The organism is Brevibacillus laterosporus, from assembly GCF_030489605.1.
GTDB lineage: Bacteria > Bacillota > Bacilli > Brevibacillales > Brevibacillaceae > Brevibacillus_B > Brevibacillus_B laterosporus_E.
Genome location: NZ_JAUKFY010000004.1, coordinates 297087 through 319766, shown reverse-complemented (window position 1 = coordinate 319766; position 22680 = coordinate 297087). Strand labels below are relative to the sequence as shown.

At 41.7% G+C, this 22680-nt stretch carries 20 protein-coding genes; 17 read left to right on the top strand and 3 right to left on the bottom strand.

Annotated elements, in window-relative coordinates; genetic code table 11:
• Positions 1-460 precede the first annotated feature (460 nt).
• From QZ995_RS06815 to QZ995_RS06775, 9 genes are all read left to right on the top strand, one after another.
• Positions 461-1246: a thymidylate synthase gene (locus QZ995_RS06815; RefSeq protein WP_003335970.1), complete on the top strand. Its 786-nt coding sequence runs from the start codon at positions 461-463 to the stop codon at positions 1244-1246.
• Positions 1246-1743: a dihydrofolate reductase gene (locus QZ995_RS06810; RefSeq protein WP_301804724.1), complete on the top strand. Its 498-nt coding sequence runs from the start codon at positions 1246-1248 to the stop codon at positions 1741-1743. The genes QZ995_RS06815 and QZ995_RS06810 overlap by 1 nt, the downstream gene beginning before the upstream one ends.
• Before the next feature lie 210 nt (positions 1744-1953).
• Positions 1954-2529, top strand: a complete 576-nt coding sequence (locus QZ995_RS06805) for an RNA polymerase sigma factor (protein ID WP_301804722.1) — start codon at positions 1954-1956, stop codon at positions 2527-2529.
• A complete protein-coding gene (locus tag QZ995_RS06800) occupies positions 2519-3619 on the top strand; it encodes a hypothetical protein (protein WP_301804719.1) in 1101 nt (366 codons plus the stop codon). The genes QZ995_RS06805 and QZ995_RS06800 overlap by 11 nt, the downstream gene beginning before the upstream one ends.
• A 14-nt stretch (positions 3620-3633) precedes the next feature.
• Positions 3634-5937, top strand: coding sequence for a hypothetical protein (locus QZ995_RS06795; RefSeq protein ID WP_301804717.1), 2304 nt, complete (start codon positions 3634-3636; stop codon positions 5935-5937).
• Complete coding sequence (locus QZ995_RS06790; protein WP_301804716.1) at positions 5937-6863, top strand: ABC transporter ATP-binding protein; 927 nt, start codon at positions 5937-5939, stop codon at positions 6861-6863. Before QZ995_RS06795 ends, QZ995_RS06790 begins: the two co-directional genes overlap by 1 nt.
• Complete coding sequence (locus tag QZ995_RS06785; protein WP_301804713.1) at positions 6863-7732, top strand: ABC transporter permease; 870 nt, start codon at positions 6863-6865, stop codon at positions 7730-7732. Before QZ995_RS06790 ends, QZ995_RS06785 begins: the two co-directional genes overlap by 1 nt.
• A gap of 65 nt (positions 7733-7797) precedes the next feature.
• On the top strand, positions 7798-7989 hold the full coding sequence (locus QZ995_RS06780; RefSeq protein ID WP_003335978.1) for a hypothetical protein: 192 nt from the start codon (positions 7798-7800) through the stop codon (positions 7987-7989).
• Positions 7990-8247: 258 nt separating this feature from the next.
• Positions 8248-8547 (top strand): DUF1292 domain-containing protein, encoded by a 300-nt coding sequence (locus QZ995_RS06775; protein ID WP_301804708.1) that lies wholly within the window; start codon positions 8248-8250, stop codon positions 8545-8547.
• A gap of 73 nt (positions 8548-8620) precedes the next feature.
• Here QZ995_RS06775 and QZ995_RS06770 read toward each other — a convergent pair whose 3' ends face one another.
• Positions 8621-9010: a general stress protein gene (locus QZ995_RS06770; RefSeq protein ID WP_031415595.1), complete on the bottom strand. Its 390-nt coding sequence runs from the start codon at positions 9008-9010 to the stop codon at positions 8621-8623.
• Between the two features lie 180 nt (positions 9011-9190).
• Here QZ995_RS06770 and QZ995_RS06765 point away from each other — a divergent pair, with 180 nt between their 5' ends.
• The 6 genes from QZ995_RS06765 (at position 9191) to QZ995_RS06740 (ending at position 18349) form a co-directional block, all read left to right on the top strand.
• Positions 9191-9937, top strand: a complete 747-nt coding sequence (locus QZ995_RS06765) for a YebC/PmpR family DNA-binding transcriptional regulator (protein ID WP_301804704.1) — start codon at positions 9191-9193, stop codon at positions 9935-9937.
• A gap of 402 nt (positions 9938-10339) precedes the next feature.
• A complete protein-coding gene (locus QZ995_RS06760; protein WP_301804702.1) occupies positions 10340-12307 on the top strand; it encodes a DNA gyrase/topoisomerase IV subunit B in 1968 nt (655 codons plus the stop codon).
• A 1-nt stretch (position 12308) separates the two neighbouring features.
• Positions 12309-14780, top strand: a complete 2472-nt coding sequence (parC, locus tag QZ995_RS06755; protein WP_301804700.1) for a DNA topoisomerase IV subunit A — start codon at positions 12309-12311, stop codon at positions 14778-14780.
• 99 nt (positions 14781-14879) lie between these two features.
• Positions 14880-15209, top strand: coding sequence for a hypothetical protein (locus QZ995_RS06750; protein ID WP_301804699.1), 330 nt, complete (start codon positions 14880-14882; stop codon positions 15207-15209).
• A 205-nt stretch (positions 15210-15414) separates the two neighbouring features.
• Positions 15415-15618 (top strand): hypothetical protein, encoded by a 204-nt coding sequence (locus QZ995_RS06745; protein WP_301804696.1) that lies wholly within the window; start codon positions 15415-15417, stop codon positions 15616-15618.
• 277 nt (positions 15619-15895) lie between these two features.
• On the top strand, positions 15896-18349 hold the full coding sequence (locus QZ995_RS06740; protein WP_301804693.1) for an AAA family ATPase: 2454 nt from the start codon (positions 15896-15898) through the stop codon (positions 18347-18349).
• A 117-nt stretch (positions 18350-18466) separates the two neighbouring features.
• On the opposite strand, the gene brnQ is transcribed toward QZ995_RS06740, so the two are convergent.
• Positions 18467-19816 carry a branched-chain amino acid transport system II carrier protein gene (gene brnQ, locus QZ995_RS06735; RefSeq protein ID WP_301804691.1) on the bottom strand — a complete coding sequence of 450 codons (1350 nt, stop codon included), beginning with the start codon at positions 19814-19816 and terminating at the stop codon, positions 18467-18469.
• A 263-nt stretch (positions 19817-20079) separates the two neighbouring features.
• On the opposite strand from brnQ, the gene QZ995_RS06730 reads away from it, so the two are divergent.
• Both QZ995_RS06730 and QZ995_RS06725 read left to right on the top strand, forming a co-directional pair.
• Positions 20080-21135 (top strand): type III polyketide synthase, encoded by a 1056-nt coding sequence (locus tag QZ995_RS06730; RefSeq protein WP_301804869.1) that lies wholly within the window; start codon positions 20080-20082, stop codon positions 21133-21135.
• Entirely contained in the window at positions 21129-21701 is a 573-nt protein-coding gene (locus tag QZ995_RS06725) for an isoprenylcysteine carboxyl methyltransferase family protein (protein WP_301804690.1), read from the top strand. The genes QZ995_RS06730 and QZ995_RS06725 overlap by 7 nt, the downstream gene beginning before the upstream one ends.
• An 80-nt stretch (positions 21702-21781) precedes the next feature.
• Here QZ995_RS06725 and QZ995_RS06720 read toward each other — a convergent pair whose 3' ends face one another.
• Complete coding sequence (locus QZ995_RS06720; RefSeq protein ID WP_301804687.1) at positions 21782-22630, bottom strand: ABC transporter ATP-binding protein; 849 nt, start codon at positions 22628-22630, stop codon at positions 21782-21784.
• Between the last annotated feature and the right edge of the window lie 50 nt (positions 22631-22680).

Genomic DNA, 22680 nt, shown 5'->3' with positions numbered 1-22680 from the left:
GAGCAAGAATTTGCATACTATCCTTTTAAAACATTAGGTGGAAACTCTCTTTCATTCACCTAAGGCACACTTGTTATCAGTGGATTTTTAGGCCGTACTACTTGCTGTTCCTTCAAATGCTTCTGTGCTTTTGATCCATAGATTGTTTAATTCTCCAGCTTTGTCATAATACGTTTTGATTTGGGGGATTGTTGTTTTTGGTAGAAGATGGTCTGAAAGAGAAAGGTTCTATATGATGCTTTTTTGAAAATTAGAATATTCTGACTTTAATGCATTTCAGATTGCACAAGGTAAAGAATAGAGGGTTTTTAGCCAGGAGCATGGCAATCCAGCCATTTTATAATCATTTACTAGTTTTTTTACTAGTTTTGTAACACAAAAGTGTATGGGGCGAAAAGCTTTTCAAGAACGGGATGTTTCGATATACTGTTTTAGAGTTTGTAAGAAGGACGTGAACAAGATGAGTCAAGCAGATATACAATACCTTGCATTAGTGGAAGATATTTTAGAAAACGGATACTATGACAACAATCGCACAGGAATCCCTACAAAAAAACTATTTGGCAAGCTGTTAAGCTATGATTTGCAAAAGGAATTTCCGATTTTAACAACTAAATTTGTTGCCTTTAAAACAGCAGTTAAGGAATTGCTATGGATTTATAAGCATCAAAGCAATGATGTGAGACTCTTACAAGAGATGGGCGTACGTGTTTGGGATGAATGGGCCAAAGAGGACGGAACGATCGGGAAAGCATACGGTTATCAAGTTGCGAAACACAAACAGATAGACAAGCTAATTGATGGCCTAAAAAACGATCCTCAAGGGCGCCGCCATATTATTAGTTTATGGGATATGAATGATTTAGAAGAGATGGCCTTGCAGCCATGTGCTTTTCAAACCATGTGGGATGTTGCGGACGGTTATTTAAACTGCACTCTTGTGCAGCGTAGCGGTGATATGGGGCTAGGCATTCCGTTTAATACTACCCAGTATGCCGTGCTAATTCATATGATTGCGCAGGTCACAGGGCTGAAGCCAGGGAAATTCCAGCATTATATTAATAATGCACATATTTACGAAAATCATTTTGAAGGTTTGCGTACCCAATTAACTAGAGAGGCTTATCCTGCTCCTACCTTCTGGATTAACCCGGAGATTACCGATTTTTATGATTTTACACCTGATGATGTGAAATTAATCGACTATAAGCATCAGCCGAAAATTGCCATGGAGGTGGCTGTTTAGTGCTATCAAGCATTTTTGCAATAGGGCAGAACCGTGTTATTGGGAGAGATAACCAGCTTCCATGGCGATTACCAGAGGATCTCAAGTATTTTCGGCGCATTACCACTGGTCATGCTATCATCATGGGGCGTAAAACATTCGAATCAATTGGGAAGCCTTTGCCTAATCGGCGCAATATCGTGCTGACGACACAGGCAAATTATGAGGCGGATGGCTGTGAAATCGCTCATTCGATTGCAGAAGTTCTGTCCCTGATTGATAATAAAGAAGAAGCCTTTATTATCGGGGGGGCGGAAATTTACAAACTGTTATTGCCCTATACTAGCAAAATGTACATTACTAAGATTGGGCAGGAATTCGAGGGAGATGCCTTTTTTCCACCCTTCGATGAATCTGAATGGACATTAGTTGAAGTGACACCTGGTGTACAAAACGAAGAGAATCCATATCAGTATGAGTTCCAAATATATGTTCGGAGTGTAACGAATAGTAAATAGATTGAGGACTATCCCAAGCAATGTCAACTGACAAACATCTTTGCTCCCAGTATTTGATCGGGGACAAAGATGTTTTTTTCTGTGTATTTGTTTTTTTTGCTTATGTATAAGAAAAAATGCATATTTTGCACTTTTTTTATTTCTGCCTGTGACCTTTTTCAGATATGATGCGTCAATTGGAGTAGAAACAAACAGTGTGGAGGAAGAGGGATGGTAATGGCCGTAAAGCAGGACGGTAAGGAAAATCCGTCTGTTGCGATAGAGACTGATTACTATGAGGCGAGAGATTTCCCAGAGCTATATGATGAATATTTTGATCGGGTCAATCGCTATTTACGATGCCGAGTACATAGTTCGTGGGATGCAGATGACTTGACAACCAGCGTATTTCTAAAGGCTCTGGAAAAATTTGATCAATATAGCCGTAGAAGCCCATTTGCATCTTGGATTTTTCGTATCGCTCATAATACGTTTATTGATTTTATTCGTAAGGTGCGTGAATACCCGACTGAAGCAGAAGAGTTGCTGTTTATTGAGGCAGATGATGAGTATCAACCTGAATTGCGTGTTTTATCTAAAGAAGAAATGACTTTATTACGGACTAGGTTAAATATGTTATCGCAGGATCAGCGCGATGTTTTGACGCTACGTTTTTTTGCTGATCTGAAGATTTCCCAGGTTGCTGAAGTGCTAGGTAAAAGTGAATCGTCCGTTAAGATGATCTCTCACCGCGGAATAAAAGTCTTGCAGAGTTTGTATGAGGAAGGTGATCGCCATGAAGGATGATCTACGCAATGCATCAGATCAGACAAATGATCATGAACAGACCGTGGTTGAACTCTTGTCACATTTAAGTGATATGCGTAAGGCGGTTCCTGTTAACTATCGATTAAAAGAAGATTTGAAACGTAAATTAATGGAGCAAATGCAAGGGCAAAAACAACCGCAATTGACGGTAGTTCGCCAGGAAGAAATAAAGCACAATGACCAAAAGAGGATCAATCGAAAAAGAAGCTGGTATGTGCTAGGCGGGATTGGAACAATTGCGTTGGCTGCATTTTTATACGTAAATGTTGCTCTGGCAGATGTTGATCTTGCTATTTCAAAGTCATCCATCAATATTCCTAAGTTATCCACTGATTCGGCAGTGCTGTCCTCAGATTTACAAGTTGCCTATTTGCAAGCTGATAATAAGCTGCACATCATAAGCGGATTTGACAGCGACACAGATACTCCTATTGAGCTTCCGAACCAAATGGGAACATATGACTCCATAGCATGGAATTCTACAGGCACAAAGCTGGCTTTGACAGAGAACAGCCAGGAGAAAGGGAAATTGTGGATTTTACAGCTTAATAAGAGTAAACAAAAAAGCTTTGCTCCGAGACTATTATTGGAGCAGGAGAATCGTCCGGTGTTTGACCCTGCATTTGATCCTAAAGATGAATTTTTAGCTTATACAGCATATAAGCAAGATAAACCTGAGATTTGGGTAACCAATCTGCGTACCTTTGGTAAAGAGAAGGTAGCGGACGGTTCAAAGGCGGCTTGGTCTCATAATGGCCGTTATCTCTCCTTTGAACAAAATGGAGAGGTTTGTATTTATGATCGCCAGACGGGGGAAATCAAGGAAAAAGTAAAAGGCAGCTCTCCCTCGTGGTTTTCATCTAAGCAGCTTACGATTCTTTCTCCAGACGGGGTCATGCTAATGGGTACAATGGATGAATCTGTCAAAAGGTGGAAAAAGGTGAAGCTTCCAGCAACTATTGAGAAGGAATCGGTAAGAAGGGCTGAATGGACTAGTGATGGAAAGCATCTATTAATTGTCAACTCTGATCAACAAGGGTTTATGTTTACGCCGCTTGATTTACAATAATAGGAGGAAAACATATGTGGAAATGGCTGGTAGCGATTGTGCTCGCTTTCATGGGATTTCAACTTCCTGTTTCGTATGCGGCGGACAGAATTGAAATGAAAACAAAGATTCCGTTTGCTGATATAACAAGTCAGGATAATTTAATTCGCATCCATGCAGATATTACGAATAACGGTGATACAGTCTCGGGTGAACTGCGGTTTGCAATTGAAGATCTGCGTTCAAAGGTGACTCTTCCGTACGTAAAAGAGATTACTGTCCAAAAAGGGGAAACCAAGCATGTTTTCTTCGACCTACCAAGTGAAGAGATCATAAATAATCGCGAGGCATTACGACTGGAGTTTTATCAGGGCAATCATTTGCTTGCAAAGGTAACCCCAAACTATCAGGTTAGAGAAAAGCAACCGGATCAAGTAACGGTTGTTGTCCTCGATCAGCACGAAAATAGTATGCAATTCTTAAACCAAGTAAGACAAGAGGGTGCTGGAGACAGTAATCAAGAAGCCGGACCTTCAAATGAGGCTACATGGAGCAGTATGCTGGTCAGCAATGTGAGACCAGAAGAGCTACCCACTGAAGCTCATGTACTAAGTAATATCAATATGCTAGTAATTGGAGATATTTCAGCAGCGGGCTTATCTTCGGATCAAATTCATAAAATAAAAGATTGGGTATATGCTGGAGGGAACATTATGTTTTCTGCTTCCACTCCTCCAGAAATACTAAATGCTTTTAAAGAGTGGATGCCAGCTTTAACCAAGCAGCCAGGAATCACTAAGGATTTGTCTACCTTTACCGAGATCAGTAAAAAATCAGCTTTGCCTATTCAACAAATAACGGTGTATAACAAGTCTTTGCCATTGTTTTCGACTCAAAAGGTGGGCTTAGGAAAATTGTTTTTTGCTAACTATGATGTCAATGCACAGCCATTAGCCTCATGGGAATTCAACCGTCAGCTTTGGAGCAAGCTAGTATCCCAATATGAACTAAATAGCCAAGTGCGATTCCCTTATTTGAATCGAAATCCTAACTATTATAATATGGCACAGCACATTCCTGATGTTCATCTGCCGTCTGCTTCGGTGCTGTTTTTCATTTGGATCGGCTATGTATTAGTGATTGGGCCTATCCTGTATGTGCTGTTAAAACGCAGGGACCGTAGAGACTGGGCGTGGGGAATTATCCCTGTTTCAGCCCTCGTGGTCAGTGTTGGAGCACTATCTTTTGGGAAAAATTTGATAGCTCCAAATGATAAGCTTTATACAGTAAACCAAATTATCTCGATTCAACCAGATTTAGCAATTTTAAAATCAGATGCAGCTGTTTTAAAACGTTCTGGTGGAGAAGTGACCTTAGACACAAAAGATGGGATAATCGTTCCGGGAAATCTTTTGCAATACACAGAACGAAATAAAAACAAATTAGCCTATACCATTCGGCAAAATGATCGTGGCCAATTTCAAACAACCATAACTCATATCCCGTATATGACGCAAAAGCCGATTAATGGGGGAGGTTTAGTGAAAGATGTTGGCCAATTACAAGCTGATTTGGTGTTCGAGCAAGAGCATATCAAAGGAACAATAACAAACAAGAGTGTTTTTGATTATCAAGAGCTGTATCTGACAATGGGAAATCGAAGAATGGAGCTGGGCTCTCTTGCTAGAGGGGAAACCAAGCAAATAAATGAAGAAGTGAAGCCATTTTATACACAAGACTTCTCGATTGAAGACGCAAAATATCCTACTCAAAACGAGCGGGAAAAGGCTATTTTGTACGAAAATTCACTGCAAGGGCTAAGCGATGCTAACGGATTGACTTTGATAGGTGTAAGCAATAGCCCATATCAGGTCTTTACTACATCTGAACACGGAATCGTGCAAGACTATCTAAGCTTTGTTCAACAACCAATTTTGTTAAAAGATGCGCAAACCAGTCACATCACGTATCCATATGGAACACTAGGGGTTCAGGTTCTTAGTACGGAAGGCAAAGTAAGCAGAGAGGATCATGATGCGGTTACTATGTTTAATGGAAAAGTAACGTACGGATTACAAGTGCCATCCAATGTGGAAATAACAAGAGTGACGGCTCCTTTGGATAATATTGCTTATCGCTTTGTGAAGAAAGCAGTGTATCATGCAGCTTCTCGTGAGTGGAAGATCCTTGATAGTAATAGCGCATTAGAGGTAAAAGACAATCCGAAAGAATATATCAATTCGGAAGGTTTTATTTTGATCAGATTTATTTATGAAGGAGATTCACCTGTCTCCATTCCACAGCCTGTCTTCCAGTTGGAAGGAAAGGAGAAACGATAATGATACAGACGCAGAATCTCTCCAAACGATATGGGAAATTTGAAGCTCTAAAGAATGTGAACCTCTCCATTCAAAAGGGAAGCGTTTATGGGTTTATTGGGCCAAATGGCGCAGGCAAGAGTACAACGATGATGATCCTGGCTACCCTCCTACCAGCTACCAGCGGAAAAGCTTATGTTGGCGGATATGATGTAGAGAAGGAGCCTGGGGAGGTTAAACAGCTCCTAGGCTATATGCCTGATTTTTTCGGTGTTTATGATAATTTAAAAGCAACCGAGTACCTTGACTTTTATGCAAGGGCATATAATATTCCAGCCCGAAACCGTTCTAATTTGATTGCTGATTTGCTGGATTTAGTTAATCTCAGTAATAAAGCTGATGCTTATGTCGATCATTTGTCACGCGGAATGAAACAGCGTCTCGGATTAGCCCGTTGCTTGGTTCATAGTCCAGAAATTCTTATTTTGGATGAGCCTGCTTCAGGATTGGACCCACGAGCACGGATCGAAATGCGAGAAATCTTAAAGAAATTGCAAGGAATGGGCAAAACAATCCTTATTAGCTCACATATCCTGCCTGAGCTGGCAGAGCTTTGCGATGAGATCGGCGTCATTGAAAAGGGTCAGCTTATTGCAAATGGAGCCGTTAACGAGGTAAGCACGGAGACACGCGGTATCTCTATTATGCAGGTAAAGACCCTGGGGAACGTGGAGCTTGCAGAACAAATCCTTCAAGCCTCTCCTTATGTGAGGCGTTTAGATAACAAAAACAGTCATTTTCGGTTTCACTTTACAGGTACGCCAGAAGAGAAGGTTATTTTACTACAGCAGTTAATACAGGCAAACATCCCTGTAACACACTTCGCAGACTCACAGGAAAACCTAGAAGATGTGTTCTTAGCTATTACGGAAGGGGTGGGCAACTGATGGGTCACTTTTTTGGCAATCCGCTTATTTCTAAAGAATTGCGTGAGAGATTTCGTTCGAAAAGGTCGATCTGGATTCTGTTTAGCTATCTAATGGTCTTTGGCGCAGTTCTGCTGGGATATTTAACTATAATGGAGAAAACGTCCACGTTTTTTTTAGGAGAGGGAGATGATCTGTTTTTTGCAATGTCAGCTCTGCATTATGCCTTGATTTGTTTTATTGCGCCGGCATTAGCAGCAGGGACAATCAGCGGTGAAAGGGAAAGGCAAACCCTTAATATCCTATTAACCACTCAATTATCGCCACGACGGATTATTTTGAGCAAGCTGGTTACATCATTGTCCTTTATGTTTCTCTTAATTATGGCTTCACTGCCGCTATACAGTTTTGTATTCTTATACGGTGGAGTATCGCCAGTCCAAATTTTTAGTATCATTCTCTTTTTTGTTATCAATATCCTGTTTTTTGGGTCGTTAGGAATCTTCTGTTCAACATGGGTTAAACGAACCGGGGTTAGTACGATTATTGCATATGGTATTGCCTTTTTCTTTGTGGTCGGTACAGGGTTTCTCTTGTATTTTTTGGCAGCGATTCTGCATTACTGGTATCCCGACATGAATGGGATAGAAAACTTTTTCCTAATAAAGTGGCTTACCTATATTAATCCATGCATTGTCGGTTCACGTATTCTAGGCATGACCATGTTTTCTTCTGTTTTAGGCAACGATGATTTTTATTGGGGATATTTCGCTATCTTTTATCTAGTGCTCAGCATTGGTTTATTATGTTGGTCTGCTTACTTGTTAAAGCCAGTGCGCCGTCCTTGGTCTCGAAAACAAGAGGGCATGAGTGAGGGCACTGGTGAATAGCCTGCTTGGTGGATTCATGCTATACTACCCAAAGAATGGCTGAGAGAATGCAGGGGGTTATAACCATGGGACAGCAAAATAATCAACAAGATGTACAAGTGTTAGACTATGAAGAGATGCTGCAATTCGTAGAAAGAAAACTTGCTGAAGGCGGCATGAAAGTAGGACGTCAAGAAATTATTACAATTTTGGAAGCTGAGGAAGCCTTTTTGATTGAGAAGGGAGTCATTGAAGAGATCCCTTACGAGGCGGATTAGTTTACCTCGAAACAGTAGATAAATGAAGGAGACCGTCTTCTTAGAAGGAGACGGTCTTTATGTTTTAGAACTTCTCATGGACTTTTCCTGAAAAGCAGGGTATGCTAAGAAAGGTGTTAGGGAACACTGGATGTGAATAGGCCTAGCTAATTGAGCTAGTAACTAGCCTGTTATGTAACCCTATACCAAACATATGAGTTGCTGTCTGAATGGACGACATACATAACCTAAGCGAACAAAAGCAGGAGGCATATACACATGGAAAATGAAAAAGATTTGGCTTTAGGCGATATCATCACTCTAGACGATGAAAATGGCGAGGAAATGGGCGATTTTGAAGTAATCGCGATGTTTGAATTAAATAACAAACAATTTGTTGCACTTACTGAGGCAACCGAAGAAGACGAGATTGATGAAGAAGGCGAAATCGACATTTATGTGTTTGGTATTGAAGATGGAGAACTAGTGCCGTTGCTAGAAGAAGAGGAAGAGGCTGCTCATGCGAAATTGCATGAAACAATGGAAGGCATCGAGCTGATTGACTGCACTCACGAGTAAAAAAGACATGTCAAATGAGATAAATCAAACCCGGAGCTACCTTTACTCCGGGTTTCTTGCTGATTGTAGCACCCTATTGATTATATTGAGTATTCATTTCAATAATATTATCCTTTAAATCATGCACAGCCAAAATGCAGGTTTTATCCGTCTCTTCCAGTTCTCTTACTAAGGCAGAGGCTTCGTCTTTGGTTAGCCCGATATGTTCGAGCTTTGAACGTAATTCCTTTCCGCCGTTATCAAAAAAGTTAGCTTTGCTGTCGATATGGCCCTTTGCTTTTTCAAAATGTGTACTGTATTTGTAAAAATTGTCGCGCTGATTGGAATGATTCTTATCGGGGTTCCATTTCAACACATAAATGTCATCTTTAGCATATCCAGATGAATTGAGTGCCTCAATGTCAGCTACCAGATGCTCGTCATATTTATGCAGCTTTATAAACGGTTTCGTTGCACTTAGCACAGGCTCATCCTCCTCGCAAATAGGTATGGGTTCACTATCTAGCTTACCCCGTAATTATGTCTTTACCCTTGCCATCTTTGTGGCAATCAGACGAGCCAGCCTTGTACGAATCGCTACTTTTTGCTACAATAAATTATTATTTCATACCCAAGCAGACATTTCTGGTGAGGAGAGTTTCAGATGCCAAAGTTTAAGTTATTTGCAGGAAAAAAAGGTGCAGCCGATCAAAAGAAAAACAATCAATATGTTAAGTTAGCTCGTCAAATCTATGTAGAAGCTAAAAACGGCGGACCTGACCCGACTGCAAACCTGAAACTAAAAGCAATTATTGCCAATGCACGAGCTATTAATATGCCCAATGACAATATTGAGCGTGCGATTAAAAAAGCTACGGACAGCGGACAAGGGGATAATTACGAAGAAATTCGTTATGAAGGCTATGCTCCAGGCGGAGTAGCTGTTATCGTAGAATGCTTGTCTGATAATCGTAATCGTACAGCCGCTGATGTACGAGCTATTTTTGGTAAACGCGGTGGAAATATGGGTGAAACAGGATCTGTAAGCTTCATGTTTGACCGTAAAGGTGTAATTGTTATTGACCGCGAAGAATTTGAAATTGATGAAGATACAATGCTGATGCAAGCCCTAGAAGCTGGTGCAGAGGATTTAATCGTGACAGAAGAAGAATTCGAAGTCATTGCGCATCCTCACGAATTAGAGCAAGTAAAACATGCATTGGAAGCAGAGGGATATAAATTTACCAATGCTGAGGTACAGTGGATTCCACAAAACACTGTGAAGGTCTCAGGTGAAGATGCTGAAAAAATCCTGAAGATGATGGAAGCATTTGAAGAAAATGACGACGTACAAAATGTGTATGCGAATTACGACATTGATAAAGAAGAGCTGGAACGTATTCAAGGCTAAGTCTTTCAGCCATCTTGTCCAAACGGCAGGGTGGCTGTATTTATCTACAAGAAACGAACGAATGTTCCTGTTGTTTTTAGGAAGCAGCCTGTAGTTTACCTTTTATAAAAGCCAGATTGCAAAAAAATACATATAAAAAAGCAGGAAGAACGTTACCTTTGTTAGAAAGGGATAAAGATGGTTATTTTTCTAGAAGAATAGGGAAAAGCAATAGGAAAGGTTAACTTTTCTTTGTATGTGCGTTTGTTACGGTGGAACAACAAGTAAAATACATGTATAGTAGCAACTATGTAAGAGCTTTCATGTAAAAGAGTTTTTTCTTTTTATGAAATGAGATAAAATAGCGATTAGGTGTTCGCTTGAAGGAACGTTGATTGCAAGTGTGTAAGAGGGGAGAACAGAATGGCTGATAATCGAGCACTATCATATACCGAAGAAGATATTCAGGTCCTGGAAGGCTTGATCGCCGTACGTAAAAGGCCTGGTATGTACATAGGCTCCACTGGATCACGCGGTTTGCACCATTTGGTGTGGGAGATCGTGGATAATGCTAAGGATGAAGCTTTGGCTGGCGTGAACGATCGCATTATTGTCACTCTTTATCCGGATGGCAGCGTTAGCGTGGAGGATCACGGACGCGGTATTCCAACAGGTATGCATAAATCTGGACGACCAGTGCCAGAGGTCATTTTTACTACACTTCACGCAGGTGGTAAATTTGGCGGAGGCGGGTATAAAAAAAGCGGCGGCTTGCACGGAGTTGGCTCCAGTGTCGTCGTTGCCTTGTCTCGCTGGCTGGAAGTAGAAATTCACCGAGAAGGAAACATTTATAAACAACGCTTTGAATATGTAGTGGATAAGAATGGGCAGGAATTTGTAGGTAAGGCTGTCACGGGCCTTGAGATTGTAGGAAAGTCCAAACGTACGGGGACAACCGTAACGTTCCAGCCAGACCCTGAGGTATTTACCACTACTAAATTTGATTACGAAACCTTGCGTGATCGCTTCCGTGAAACGGCTTTTCTGTTGAAAGGCTTACGCATGGTGTTAATTGATAAACGTACGCCAGAGGTACGTAAAGAAGAATTCCATTATGAAGATGGCATTAAATCATATGTAGAGTATTTAAACGAGGGTAAAAATGGCCTTCATTCTGTAGTTTACTTTGATGGTGAAAAGGATAACGTGTATGTAGAGCTGGCCTTCCAATACAATGATGGCTATACGGAGACATTAGCTTCTTATGTGAATTCAATCCCGACAAATGATGGTGGTACACATGTCACAGGCTTTAAAAATGCAACCACCAGGATTTTTAATGATTTTGCCCGCAGGAAAGGGTATATCAAGGAAAAAGATCCCAATTTGACCGGGAACGATTTGCGTGAAGGCTTTTTAGGCGTGTTATCTCTGCAAATGTCTGATGTTCAGTTTGAATCGCAAACAAAGGATAAATTGGGCAATGAAGAAGCACGCACCATTGTTGAACAGATCATCTCGGAAAAATTGGGCTTTTTCTTAGAAGAGAATCCTGAGATCGCTAAGCTATTAATTGATAAAGCATTAAAATCGATGCAAATTCGTGAAGAGCTGCGAAAACAACGAGAAGCACTGCGCGGGGACAAAAAAGGAAAGGGAGCAAAGAAACGTAAATCCATTTCTGAAAAATTTGCACCCCCTCAATATAAAAATCCGAAGATTAACGAGTTATTCTTAGTCGAGGGTGATTCAGCAGGAGGGTCGGCTAAGCAAGCTCGCAACTCTGAATACCAAGCGATCTTTGGTTTGAAAGGAAAGCCGTTGAATACGGAAAAGGCTAAGCTCTCCGAGGTTTTATCAAATGAAGAGTTCAGAACGATCTTAGAAGTGCTGGAGACAGATATTGGCGAAGAATTTTCCATTGAGAATTGCGCGTTCGATAAGATAATTATCATGTCTGACGCTGACGTGGATGGTTCACATATCCAAGCGCTCCTGTTAACCTTCTTCTTCCGTTATATGCAGCCGCTTATTGCGGCTAATAAGCTTTATATTGCTCAGCCGCCGCTTTATCAGGTATCTAAAGATGGTGGAAAGGGTAAGAAGGGTGCCGAATCCTATTACTGCTGGGATGATCATGAATTGGAAATCGCTCTGAAAAAGTTAGGCAAAGGGGCAAAAATTACACGTTACAAGGGCTTAGGTGAGATGAACCCTGATCAATTATGGGAGACGACAATGGACCCTGAGAACCGAAAGCTGATCCAAGTGTCTCTTGCAGACCGGGCTCATTGTGAAAAACTAATTACGGTTTTAATGGGCGATAAAGTCCCTCCTCGCCGTGAATGGATCGAGACCCATGTCACTTTTGAAGTAGGAGAGGATGAGTAGCATGTTTTCTAGTCGTTTAATTGAACAAAGCTTTGCAGAAATCATGGGAAAACGTTTTGGGGATTATGCTAATCTAGTTATCCTCTCGCGTGCTATTCCGGATGCTCGCGATGGCTTAAAGCCGGTACAACGCCGGATTTTATATTCGATGTACGAAGAGAATAACACCTTTGATAAGCCTTATCGGAAATCAGCCAAAACAGTTGGTTCCGTAATGGGTACGTACCATCCGCATGGGGATGCCTCCATATATGAGACGATGGTACGGATGGCACAATGGTGGAAGATGCGCCATGTGTTAATTCAGGGGCAAGGTAACTTCGGTAGCCTTGATGCCGATCCTCCGGCTGCTATGCGATATACGGAGGCTCGCTTGTCTGCATTGGCTAATGAATTATTGCGAGATATTGAAAAGGATACCGTACCTTTTATCCCGAACTATGATAATTCCACAGTGCAGCCTGCTGTTTTACCAGCACGGTTCCCGAATTTACTGGTAAACGGAGCGTCTGGTATCGCTGTAGGCTTTGCTACCGACATCCCTACACATAATCTCGGAGAAGTCATTGACGCTACAATTGCCATGATGCGTAAACCATCCATTACGACTGATGAGCTCATGGAGTTCGTGAAGGGTCCGGATTTCTCTAACAGAGGGATTGTTCAAGGGGTATCTGGCATTAAAAAGGCGTTTGAGACAGGTAGAGGTCAGTTTATCATTCGTGGACGAGCTGATGTCGAAGAGGCAAAAGGGAACAAGCATAAGCGCATTGTGATTAGTGAAATTCCATATGATGTGGTGAAATCAAAGCTAGTCGCTCAAATCGATGAGCTGGTTATGGAGCGAAAGATCGAAGGTGCACTAGCTGTTCGAGACGAGACCGGGCGTAAGGAAGCCGAGTTAAAAAAAGTCCGTGTTGTTATCGATCTGAAAAAAGAAGCTGACGCCCAAGCAATACTTCAATATTTATATAAAAATACGGATTTACAGATTTTCTACAACTACAATATGAATGCCATCCATGAGGGCACCATCAAGCAGATGGGACTCAAGCAGTTACTGGATGCTTACATTTCACATCAAAAAGAGATGGTGACTCGTCGCTCTCAATTTGATCTGGATCGCAAAGAAAATCGAAGGCATATTGTTGAGGGCTTGATTCATGCTAAGTCCATTCTCAGACAAATCGTGGATACGATTATGGATTCTGAGGACCGCGCGGACGCAAAAGCGAATATTATTGCAAAGTTTGGTTTTACTGAGCTGCAAGCAGACGCTATTTTAAGTATTCAGCTTGCTTCTTTAACACGAATTGATATTGTGAAGCTTGAGAAGGAGCTACAGACGCTTGCCAAGGAAATAGAGGAGCTTAAGGCTATTCTAGGTAGTGAGAAAAAGCTAATTTCGGTTCTGGTTGCAGAGCTAAGTGAAATCAAGAAAAAATATAGTGAGCCGCGTATGACTGAAATCCAGGGCGAAATTGAGGAAATTAAACTCGATTTATCCATGCAAATTCAGGTAGAGGACTGTATTGTGACGTTAACACATGAAGGCTACGTGAAACGAGTTAGCCCACGTTCCTTTAAATCCATGGGCGGTTCGATTGAAACCTGCGGGGTAAAGGAAGGGGATAAGGTAAGGACCTTCTGTGAAACCAATACATCCCATACAGCGCTATTCTTTACACAGGATGGCAAATATTTTGCTATGCTGGTAAATGATATTCCGGACGCGAAATGGAAGGATATTGGGACAGCACTTGTAAATGTGCTTTCTCTTGAAAAGGGCCAAAGAATCGTCGCTGTACATATTGTCAATAGCTTTGACAAGCCATTATATGTCTGCCATTCAACCAAGAGCGGCTTGCTTAAAAAAACAGCGCTAAAAGAGTATGAAACCAATCGTTCAGGAGCGGTCGTTGCTATTAAGTTAAAGAACAGTGAAGACGAAGTGAATCATGTTCATTTGATTGATGATGAGGGAGCGTTTGTTGGTGTAACACAGGATGGGATGGTAATCCGCTTTCTGCAGACGGAGGTATCCCCGACAGGCCGAGCTTCCAGTGGTGTCAAAGCGATTAATTTGGCAAAAGACGACCAATTAATTGACCTGCTGGTTACGGACATAGAAGATAATCGAGTCTTGCGAGCGTTAACTGCAGAAGGAGTAGTGAAACGTACTTCCATTGCTCATATTCCTCTACAGGGTCGAGCTGGGAAAGGCTTACTTCTGATCCGTAAAAGAAAAACGAATCCGCATCAGATTAAAGCGATTTTGCTGGAGGAGCCACATTCTCCTAAGTGGATTGTGGTGACAAAGCGTGGAGAGTTGATTACGGTAGAAGCAGATCAAGTGCCAATAACGGAGCAAGGTGGAATCGGACGGGGAGTAGTTGATGAGGCTTTTGACCAGGTTTTGTTAGAAGCCACGATTCCATCCCATGACGATAAAGAATCGGAAACCGATGTATAACTTCGAAGCAACAATCAAAACGAGAATTTTTCATCCAACTAAGAATAAGCAACCAAAGAAATCCTTGTACGGGGACATCATTGAAGGGATGACGGAGAAATGTTAAAACCATTTGAGCGGTTTACAAGTGAATTGAGCTGGCAACAGTTATCATTGTTGCTTGATACAGTCATGTATTTTGAAGATGCTTTAAAATATCTATCCATTCCGAGTCAGTCCGGGGAATCCATTTCTGTGCCTTTGCATCCTGAAACATTGCGGTTAATCCTGGAAGAATTTGAGGAAGAACAGGCTTTTGAGAAGAAAAATGTAACGTTTGATTTTTCTTGGACGAATGAAGAAGAGAGTCAAGGTCTTATGTACGTTACGCTGCCATCAGGAAAAGAATTAACGCAGCGAACCAATATAAAGGATTATTCCATGGTATAAAAACAGAATAGAGATGGTAAGCCAAGAAGAGCCGTTGTCCAGTCGAGTGGACGGCGGCTTTTATCATTTCTATGAGTGAAATGAAACGGCTTATTTCCGGGGGAATGGAGAATGGAACTCACTTCTTTAGGTAACCAGAGCAAAGATAAGGACAGATCGTAATGCTTTTTTTAAAGCTGGACAAACTAAGGCTGAGGTGATTATCGTGGAAAAAAATTTGAATGTGAATGGAAGAGAGTATCGATTTGCAACGACCTACGATGGAGATTCTCAATATAACGTACAGGTGTGCAGCAAAGAAAAGATTGTCAGCTCATTTAAGATATACGCTGAATCGGAACAGGACGTATTCCCTGCAGCACTAGCGCATATGGAATCTGATATCGAAATGGGAAATTTGCAACTATAATACGTAATGCGACATTTCGAAGTAGGGACAGCCAAGCAGTAGCAGGAGCTATATAGCGATTGTTTGCTTCTTGCAGAGCAAGTTATGTTTTGTATCGCAAAAAGACCCGGAACAAAAGGATGAGCCGGGTTTTTTGCTGTGAGGAAGGAATCCATTTTTAAAATAGATGGAAGCAAAATCCTTAGATATAATGAGCTGATCGGGTTATCCCCTTTCTTTTTAGTTAAAAAAGTGATACAACAAGGAAAGGGAGCAGATAACGGAGGACAAAATAACAATGAATAGAAGAGAAGAGCAAACATTGATAGATAAAATCAAAGAATGGCAAAAACCAAATGGAAATTCGTTGCATGTAACAGAAGTAGAGGCGATTCAGGCCTTGCAATATATAGATGAAAAACGTGAGAAACTCCTACATATTCTTACACAGGATTCCAACGAACAGCCAGAGCATAAACAGATGGTCGAAGTAAAACTGGCTGAGCTTGATCAAGCGGAAGCAACAGTCCTTACTATCCTTGCACAGATACGTTGGAGGAAGACCCAGCAAATTTCTCTGGTGGAGGAATGGTTAAAAAAAGCGAGAAAATTGGACCCAGATCACCAGCAAGCCGCTTCTTTGCAAGCAGAAATGTATCTGCATTCTTTATTGCAATCCTTAAAAGAAACAGCTCAATTTCCTGCTATTCGTGAAACTGACAATGCAGCTACGCGGAAAAAAGTAACAGCTCAATTCGTTTCGCAGATTCAAGAGCGCCTTGACGATTTGGTCAATTGGGAGGATATGCTACAAGCAGGAACACAAGCCGCTCAGCTTTCGGCGAATACCCTCCTTCAGCAAAAATATAAGTCTCTGCGCGAGGGTACCTTGGAGCTAGAGGAAGCATTAATCTTGTTACATAAGGAGGCGCAGAAGTATGCCGACTCGGTACAAGGATTATTTTACTCTTCCGAATTGTTGGCTCGGCTCCAGCAAGCTAATAAAAATTTGCAGGAGATTGAGCAATCTATTCGCGAACAACTAACTCCTACACAAGCAGAAGAAGACTTACAGGATCACATTCCGGCAATGGAACAAATTGATCAATTAATTGGTTTAGCCGACATGAAAAAAAGGGTAAAGCAACTCGCCCAATTTTTACAGTACCAGCGTATTCGTACGGAAAAGGGCTGGGAGTTGGCCGATCCATTAGAATTGCACGCTGTATTAATGGGGAATCCCGGTACGGGGAAAACGACATTAGCTCGCCTTTTAGCCACACTTTATCATGAATTAGGCTTGTTAGAACGAGCGGAAGTGATAGAAGTCGATCGCTCTCAGCTAGTGGGAGCCTATGTAGGCCAATCAGAGCAAAGAACGATGGAAGTGATTAAGAAAGCGGTAGGCGGTGTTTTGTTTATTGATGAAGCCTACAGCTTGAAACGGGCGGAGTCCAGCGATAGTGATTATGGGCAGGTTGTGATTGATACCCTTGTTTCTGCAATGACAAGCGGTGAATATAGCGGCAAGTTCGTGTTAATTTTAGCAGGGTATCCAGAAGAGATGCGAAACTTCCTGCGGGCAAACCCAGGTTTACGCAGTCGTTTCCCGGAAAGCAATCACTTTACACTGCCTGACTTTACGACAGAAGAGCTATTAGAAGTAGCTGAGCAAGTGGCGGAGCGTAATGATTTTATTCTTCGTCCTGATACAAAGATATCGATTCAGCAGCGCATAGAACGAGAGAGGGTTGATGAAACCTTTGGGAATGCTCGAACTGCCAAAAATATTATTTTAGATGCTATCTTTGCTAAAGGAAGTCATGTAGGCGATACAGAAGCAATGAAAATACCAGATTTTACAATTCTTACACCAGCAGATGTAGAAGCCAATTCATCGAGTAAAGAGGTACAAAACAACACTCTTTCGGCAAAGCAACGCTTGGAACAAATGATAGGGCTTGTAGAAATGAAAGCTGAACTAACCAAGGTCGCAGCGTTTGTGTCTATACAGCGTTCGCGTCAAAAAAATGGATTGCCGGCTGTTCCTGTTGAATTGCATGCAGTATTTACGGGCAACCCGGGAACAGGAAAAACGACGGTTGCACAATTATATGCACAAATATTACAAGAAGTAGGCTATCTCAAGCGAGGACATCTCGTAACAGTTGGTCGCGCTGATCTTGTGGCAAACTACGTAGGGCAGACAGCAAGTAAGACTAAGCGAAAAATTAAAGAGGCCTTAGGCGGTGTCTTATTTATTGATGAAGCCTATGCGTTGATGTCTACTAGTGAAAATGACTATGGACATGAGGCTATCAATGCGTTGGTTGAAGAGATAAGCAAGCATGGGGAAAATTTAGTAGTTGTCCTAGCAGGCTACCCCTATGATATGCAAAAATTTATTGATAGCAATCCAGGTCTTTCCTCACGTTTTAAAAAGTATTTCCGATTCCCGGATTATACAGCTTCGGAGCTTTTATCCATTATTACACAATTTATTCAGGACAATAGCTATGAGGTAACGGATGATACGCAAGAGCGCTTAGCGGAGCAGCTAACAACGTGGAGCGAACAGGGAAGAATTAAAGGAAACGGGCGATTTGCTAAAAATTTGGTTCAAGAAGCAATGCAGGAGCAGGCGCTGCGGTTAGCAGCAGCAGAAAAAACAGATTGGACGAAAGAAGATTTAAGCTTACTCACATGGGAAGATTTCAGTAAAGCTATTGAGCGTATCATGCCGGCAAAATAATAGAAAAGACAGGGAGCTGTGAGCTTATCCCTGTCTTTTTTACTGAGTATATGAGAAGCGAAGACGGATTGGTTCCGTCACGATCGCGACAAGACAAATTGGAAGAAACAAATGAGATTAATCGGTTTGAGTAGAGGGATTCACACGATCCTGAGATTTCAATGAACCTACTATAAAACCGATAACCGCACCAATGATGGCGGGAACAACCCATCCGATACCAACTGAATATAAAGGAAGAATTTGTAGCCATACCGTAATCTTACCCATAGCAAAGCCAAAGGCATGCAAACAATCCACTAGACTAATGATTCCAGCAAACACGACACTGTATATATAAACTTCTTTATAGCCTTTTATTTGTTTGTGAATCAAAGATAAAAGGATCAGTACGATTGCAATTGGATATAATCCGGCTAATACAGGTACAGAGAAGGAAATGATTTGATTCAAACCCAAGTTAGCAACAATTAAGCTAAATACAGTCAAAATGCTGATCGAAACCTTATAGCTTAGGGCAGGAATAAGGTTGGAGAAAAATTGACCGCACGCTGTAATAAGTCCAATTGAAGTTGTTAAGCATGCTAAGGTAATAGCTGTACCAAGTAATATAACGCCTCCTTGACCAAACAAATAGGAGACAACAGCAGTTAAAATTTGGCCGCCGTTTGTTGAGGTGCCTACTATAGTAGAACTCCCAGCCCCCAGATAGGCTAAAGACATATATACAAGGGCCAGAGCAACTCCAGCAATGGAACCTGCTTTCACTGTAGCCATGGTAATGCTCTTTTGATCCGTAATTCCTCGATTTTGTATAGAAGAAATCACGACAATTCCGAAAACTAAAGCACCCAACGTATCCATAGTTAGATATCCCTCGAGGAAGCCTTTAAAAAATGCATTGTTCATATAGGCTTCTGAAGGTACTGTAAAATCCCCTAATGGCTTAAAAATGCTCCGAACAAACAATATTGCGATAATTAGCAATAGTGTGGGTGTTAAGACTTTTCCGATGCGATCGACCAACTTGGTAGGATTCAGACATAACCAGAACGTGATCGACATATAGACAATTGAATAGACAAGCAAAGGCAGATTGCTTCCTTTTAAAGAGTCTGACAACAAAGGACTAAGACCAATCTCATAGGCAACGCTAGCTGTTCGTGGAATTCCGAAAAATGGTCCAATAGCTAGATATATGAGAGTAGGGAAAATAATGCCGAATAGCGGATGTACTCGACCTGCAATAACCTTTAAATCACCTGATGTTGTTGCAGTGGCAGCAACTGCTAGGATAGGAAGACCTACTCCGGTTAAAATAAATCCTAAAATGGCTATCCATACGCTTGTCCCAGCGGTTTGTCCTAATAAAGGAGGAAATATCATATTGCCTGCTCCAAAAAAGAGAGCAAACAGCATTAATCCAATTGTGACTGTTTCTTTCTTTGATAATTGCTTTTGTTTCATAAGGTAGGTAGACTCCTTGCGATAGATTTTCTTATTCAATTAATTTATCACACATTGAAAAAAGCATACGTGTTAAATTTTTTAATAATGTTACCGTTTTGTGAATAAAATCTGTTTTTATTGATAATTCCTACTCTTTTGCTTAAAGGTTCTTACTATTACGAATTGTTTAGACCTATTTTTCCTGATGTTACCACTTTATTTACATAAGGGAAAGTCTTTGGGAAAAAATAAAAGGAAAACAACGGAAAGGAGAAGAAATGATGCCGCGAATTGTCTCAATCGGCACAGCAAATCCACATTATACTATTACGAAGCAAGAGAGCAAGGAATTCTCGCGTCGGTTCTTTCAACCGCATTTTTCTGATATCGAACGTCTGTTACAAGTATTTGAATCAGCAGAAATTGAAAATAGAAGCTTTTCAACTCCGCTAGAATGGTTCGAACAGCCTCATGACTGGGCAGAAAAAAATCAATTATACGTGCAGCAGGCACTAGAATTAAGCGCACGTGCAATTGAGCAGTGTCTGGAAAGGGCAGGTATTGCAGCGGATGCGGTCGATCATGTGATTATGGTCAGCTCCACTGGGATCGCTGCCCCGAGCTTAGATGCTCTCCTATTCAATCGCTTACCGTTTCGCTCAAATTTAAAAAGAACCCCTGTATGGGGACTGGGATGTGCAGGAGGAGCAGCAGGATTAGCCAGAGGTTTCGCGTTTGCGAAGGCTCACCCATCGGAACGTGTGCTTGTCTGTTGCGTTGAACTGTGCGGCTTAACCTTTGTACATGGAGATCGAAGTAAAAGTAATCTAATCGCTACCAGCTTGTTTGCTGATGGGGCCGCTGCTGTATTGCTGTATGGAGATAGACAAGCAGTACCTGATCATTTACCTGCTATCTTGTCAACACATTCAACTACCTGGCGCGATACGGTTGATGTTATGGGATGGGATGTAAGGGAAGAAGGCTTGCGGGTAGTCTTCTCTAAAGACATTCCGACACTTATAAAAGATAAAATTAAGCCAGAGATGGAGAGCTTCCTGAGAAGAGAAGGAAGGGATCATTGCCGTGTTGATCGCATAATTGCTCATCCAGGGGGAAGTAAGGTTCTGCTAGCCTACGAGCAGGCTTTGCAACTGCCATCGGATAGATTGCGACATGCCAAAGAGGTATTGCGAGATCATGGAAATATGTCATCTTGTACCGTCCTCTTTGTGTTGGAAAGAGAGCTGAGGGAAGAACATCAGCCAGGGGAAATAGGATTGCTTTTAGCTCTTGGGCCGGGGTTTTCTTGTGAGCAGGTGTTGCTGGAATGGTAGCTATTTTTTTGCTGGTGATAATGATCGTGATTTACCAACGCTGCATTGAGCTGGTAATAGCAAGAAGAAATGCGCGTTATATAAAGAAAGCAGGGGGGTATGAGGTAGCCGCCGGGCATTACAAGTGGATAATAAGCTTACATATTGTTTTTTTTGTCAGTTTGATTGGTGAGGTACTGCTTCATGTATCCACTGCTTCAATCCCGTTTTATTTTTGGCCGTTTTGCGTATTTTGTCTCGCTCAGCTATTAAGAATCTGGAGCATGCGAAGCCTGGGTTATTTTTGGAATACGAGGATCTTTGTATTAGAAGGTAAAAAGCCAGTTGTACATGGCCCGTATCGCTACATCCGGCATCCAAACTATCTGGTCGTATTAATCGAGGGAGGAATGCTCCCTCTAACATTTGGCGCTTGGAAAACAGCAGCAATCTTTACAGTTGCTCAGGCCATCGTATTAAGCGTGCGGATTACAGCCGAGGAGGAAGCGTTGCAAAAGGCATATAAATATGAAGTATGGATGAAGGAAAAAGGAAGATTCATTCCGGTGAGAAAACAAAAAGACTAATGGGGCCTGTCAAAAAATAAACTCGGCTTATCGCAGATGTGCGTTCATATAGCCGAGTTTTATTTTGACGCTACTTGTGTCTATGAATGACGTAGCAGCTTTACGATTTGTTCCTTCACAAGGAGAAACTCTGAAGATAGCAGCATTTTTTCCTGACGCGGTCGTTCAAATGGTACAGAAATTGTGGCAGCAATTCGAGCCGGTTTTGCTGTAAGCACATAGATTTTATCCGATAAAAAGATAGCTTCATCAATGCTATGTGTGATTAAAAGAACGGAGCGTTTATGCTTTTCCCAAATGGATAACAACCAATTCTGCATGTCAGTACGGCTGAGTGCATCCAAGGCCCCAAAGGGCTCATCCAAGCAGATTAGTTCTTGCCTGCTTAACAAGGCGCGCAAGAAAGCCACTCTTTGCTGCATTCCACCTGAGAGCATGTGAGGATACGCCTTTTCATATCCGCCTAAACCAACTCTCGGGAGCCATTCACGAGCCAGCTGTAGCGTTTCTTTACGGGGGATACCCTCTATTTCTAAAGCTAAACCGACATTTTCCTCTATTGTGCGCCAGGGAAGTAAGCTAGAGGATTGCGGCATATAGCTAATATGACCTGTTTTGCCCGTGACCTGCTTGCCTTCCATAATAATGCTGCCGTGCATGGGTGATAAAAGACCGCCAATGATATGAAATAGCGTGCTTTTTCCGCTACCAGACGGACCGATTAAGGAGACAAACTCGCCCTTTTTTACTTCTAAAGATATCTGCTGAAGTACATCTATAGTAACCCCCGACTCTGAAAAGGAGTGGGAGACTTGTTCAACGACAAGTGCAGAAGGGAGAGAAGACGCAGATGTTGTTGTTGATGTAAACGCTAGATTACGTTCTGTAGTCAAATTCATACGATTAGATGTGTGAATGCCATTACTCACTCTTGCTCACTCCCTTTTTTATTGACCTTATATTGTAGCTGCTCTCTACT

Excerpts from the sequence above, each read along its gene's own strand:
- QZ995_RS06815 (WP_003335970.1), top strand. The coding sequence starts at position 461 with ATGAGTCAAGCAGATATACAATACCTTGCATTAGTGGAAGATATTTTA.
- QZ995_RS06805 (WP_301804722.1), top strand. The coding sequence starts at position 1,954 with ATGGTAATGGCCGTAAAGCAGGACGGTAAGGAAAATCCGTCTGTTGCG.
- QZ995_RS06800 (WP_301804719.1), top strand. The coding sequence starts at position 2,519 with ATGAAGGATGATCTACGCAATGCATCAGATCAGACAAATGATCATGAA.
- QZ995_RS06795 (WP_301804717.1), top strand. The coding sequence starts at position 3,634 with ATGTGGAAATGGCTGGTAGCGATTGTGCTCGCTTTCATGGGATTTCAA.
- QZ995_RS06790 (WP_301804716.1), top strand. The coding sequence starts at position 5,937 with ATGATACAGACGCAGAATCTCTCCAAACGATATGGGAAATTTGAAGCT.
- QZ995_RS06785 (WP_301804713.1), top strand. The coding sequence starts at position 6,863 with ATGGGTCACTTTTTTGGCAATCCGCTTATTTCTAAAGAATTGCGTGAG.
- QZ995_RS06780 (WP_003335978.1), top strand. The coding sequence starts at position 7,798 with ATGGGACAGCAAAATAATCAACAAGATGTACAAGTGTTAGACTATGAA.
- QZ995_RS06775 (WP_301804708.1), top strand. The coding sequence starts at position 8,248 with ATGGAAAATGAAAAAGATTTGGCTTTAGGCGATATCATCACTCTAGAC.
- QZ995_RS06765 (WP_301804704.1), top strand. The coding sequence starts at position 9,191 with ATGCCAAAGTTTAAGTTATTTGCAGGAAAAAAAGGTGCAGCCGATCAA.
- QZ995_RS06760 (WP_301804702.1), top strand. The coding sequence starts at position 10,340 with ATGGCTGATAATCGAGCACTATCATATACCGAAGAAGATATTCAGGTC.
- parC (WP_301804700.1), top strand. The coding sequence starts at position 12,309 with ATGTTTTCTAGTCGTTTAATTGAACAAAGCTTTGCAGAAATCATGGGA.
- QZ995_RS06750 (WP_301804699.1), top strand. The coding sequence starts at position 14,880 with ATGTTAAAACCATTTGAGCGGTTTACAAGTGAATTGAGCTGGCAACAG.
- QZ995_RS06740 (WP_301804693.1), top strand. The coding sequence starts at position 15,896 with ATGAATAGAAGAGAAGAGCAAACATTGATAGATAAAATCAAAGAATGG.
- brnQ (WP_301804691.1), bottom strand. The coding sequence starts at position 19,816 with ATGAAACAAAAGCAATTATCAAAGAAAGAAACAGTCACAATTGGATTA.
- QZ995_RS06730 (WP_301804869.1), top strand. The coding sequence starts at position 20,080 with ATGCCGCGAATTGTCTCAATCGGCACAGCAAATCCACATTATACTATT.
- QZ995_RS06725 (WP_301804690.1), top strand. The coding sequence starts at position 21,129 with ATGGTAGCTATTTTTTTGCTGGTGATAATGATCGTGATTTACCAACGC.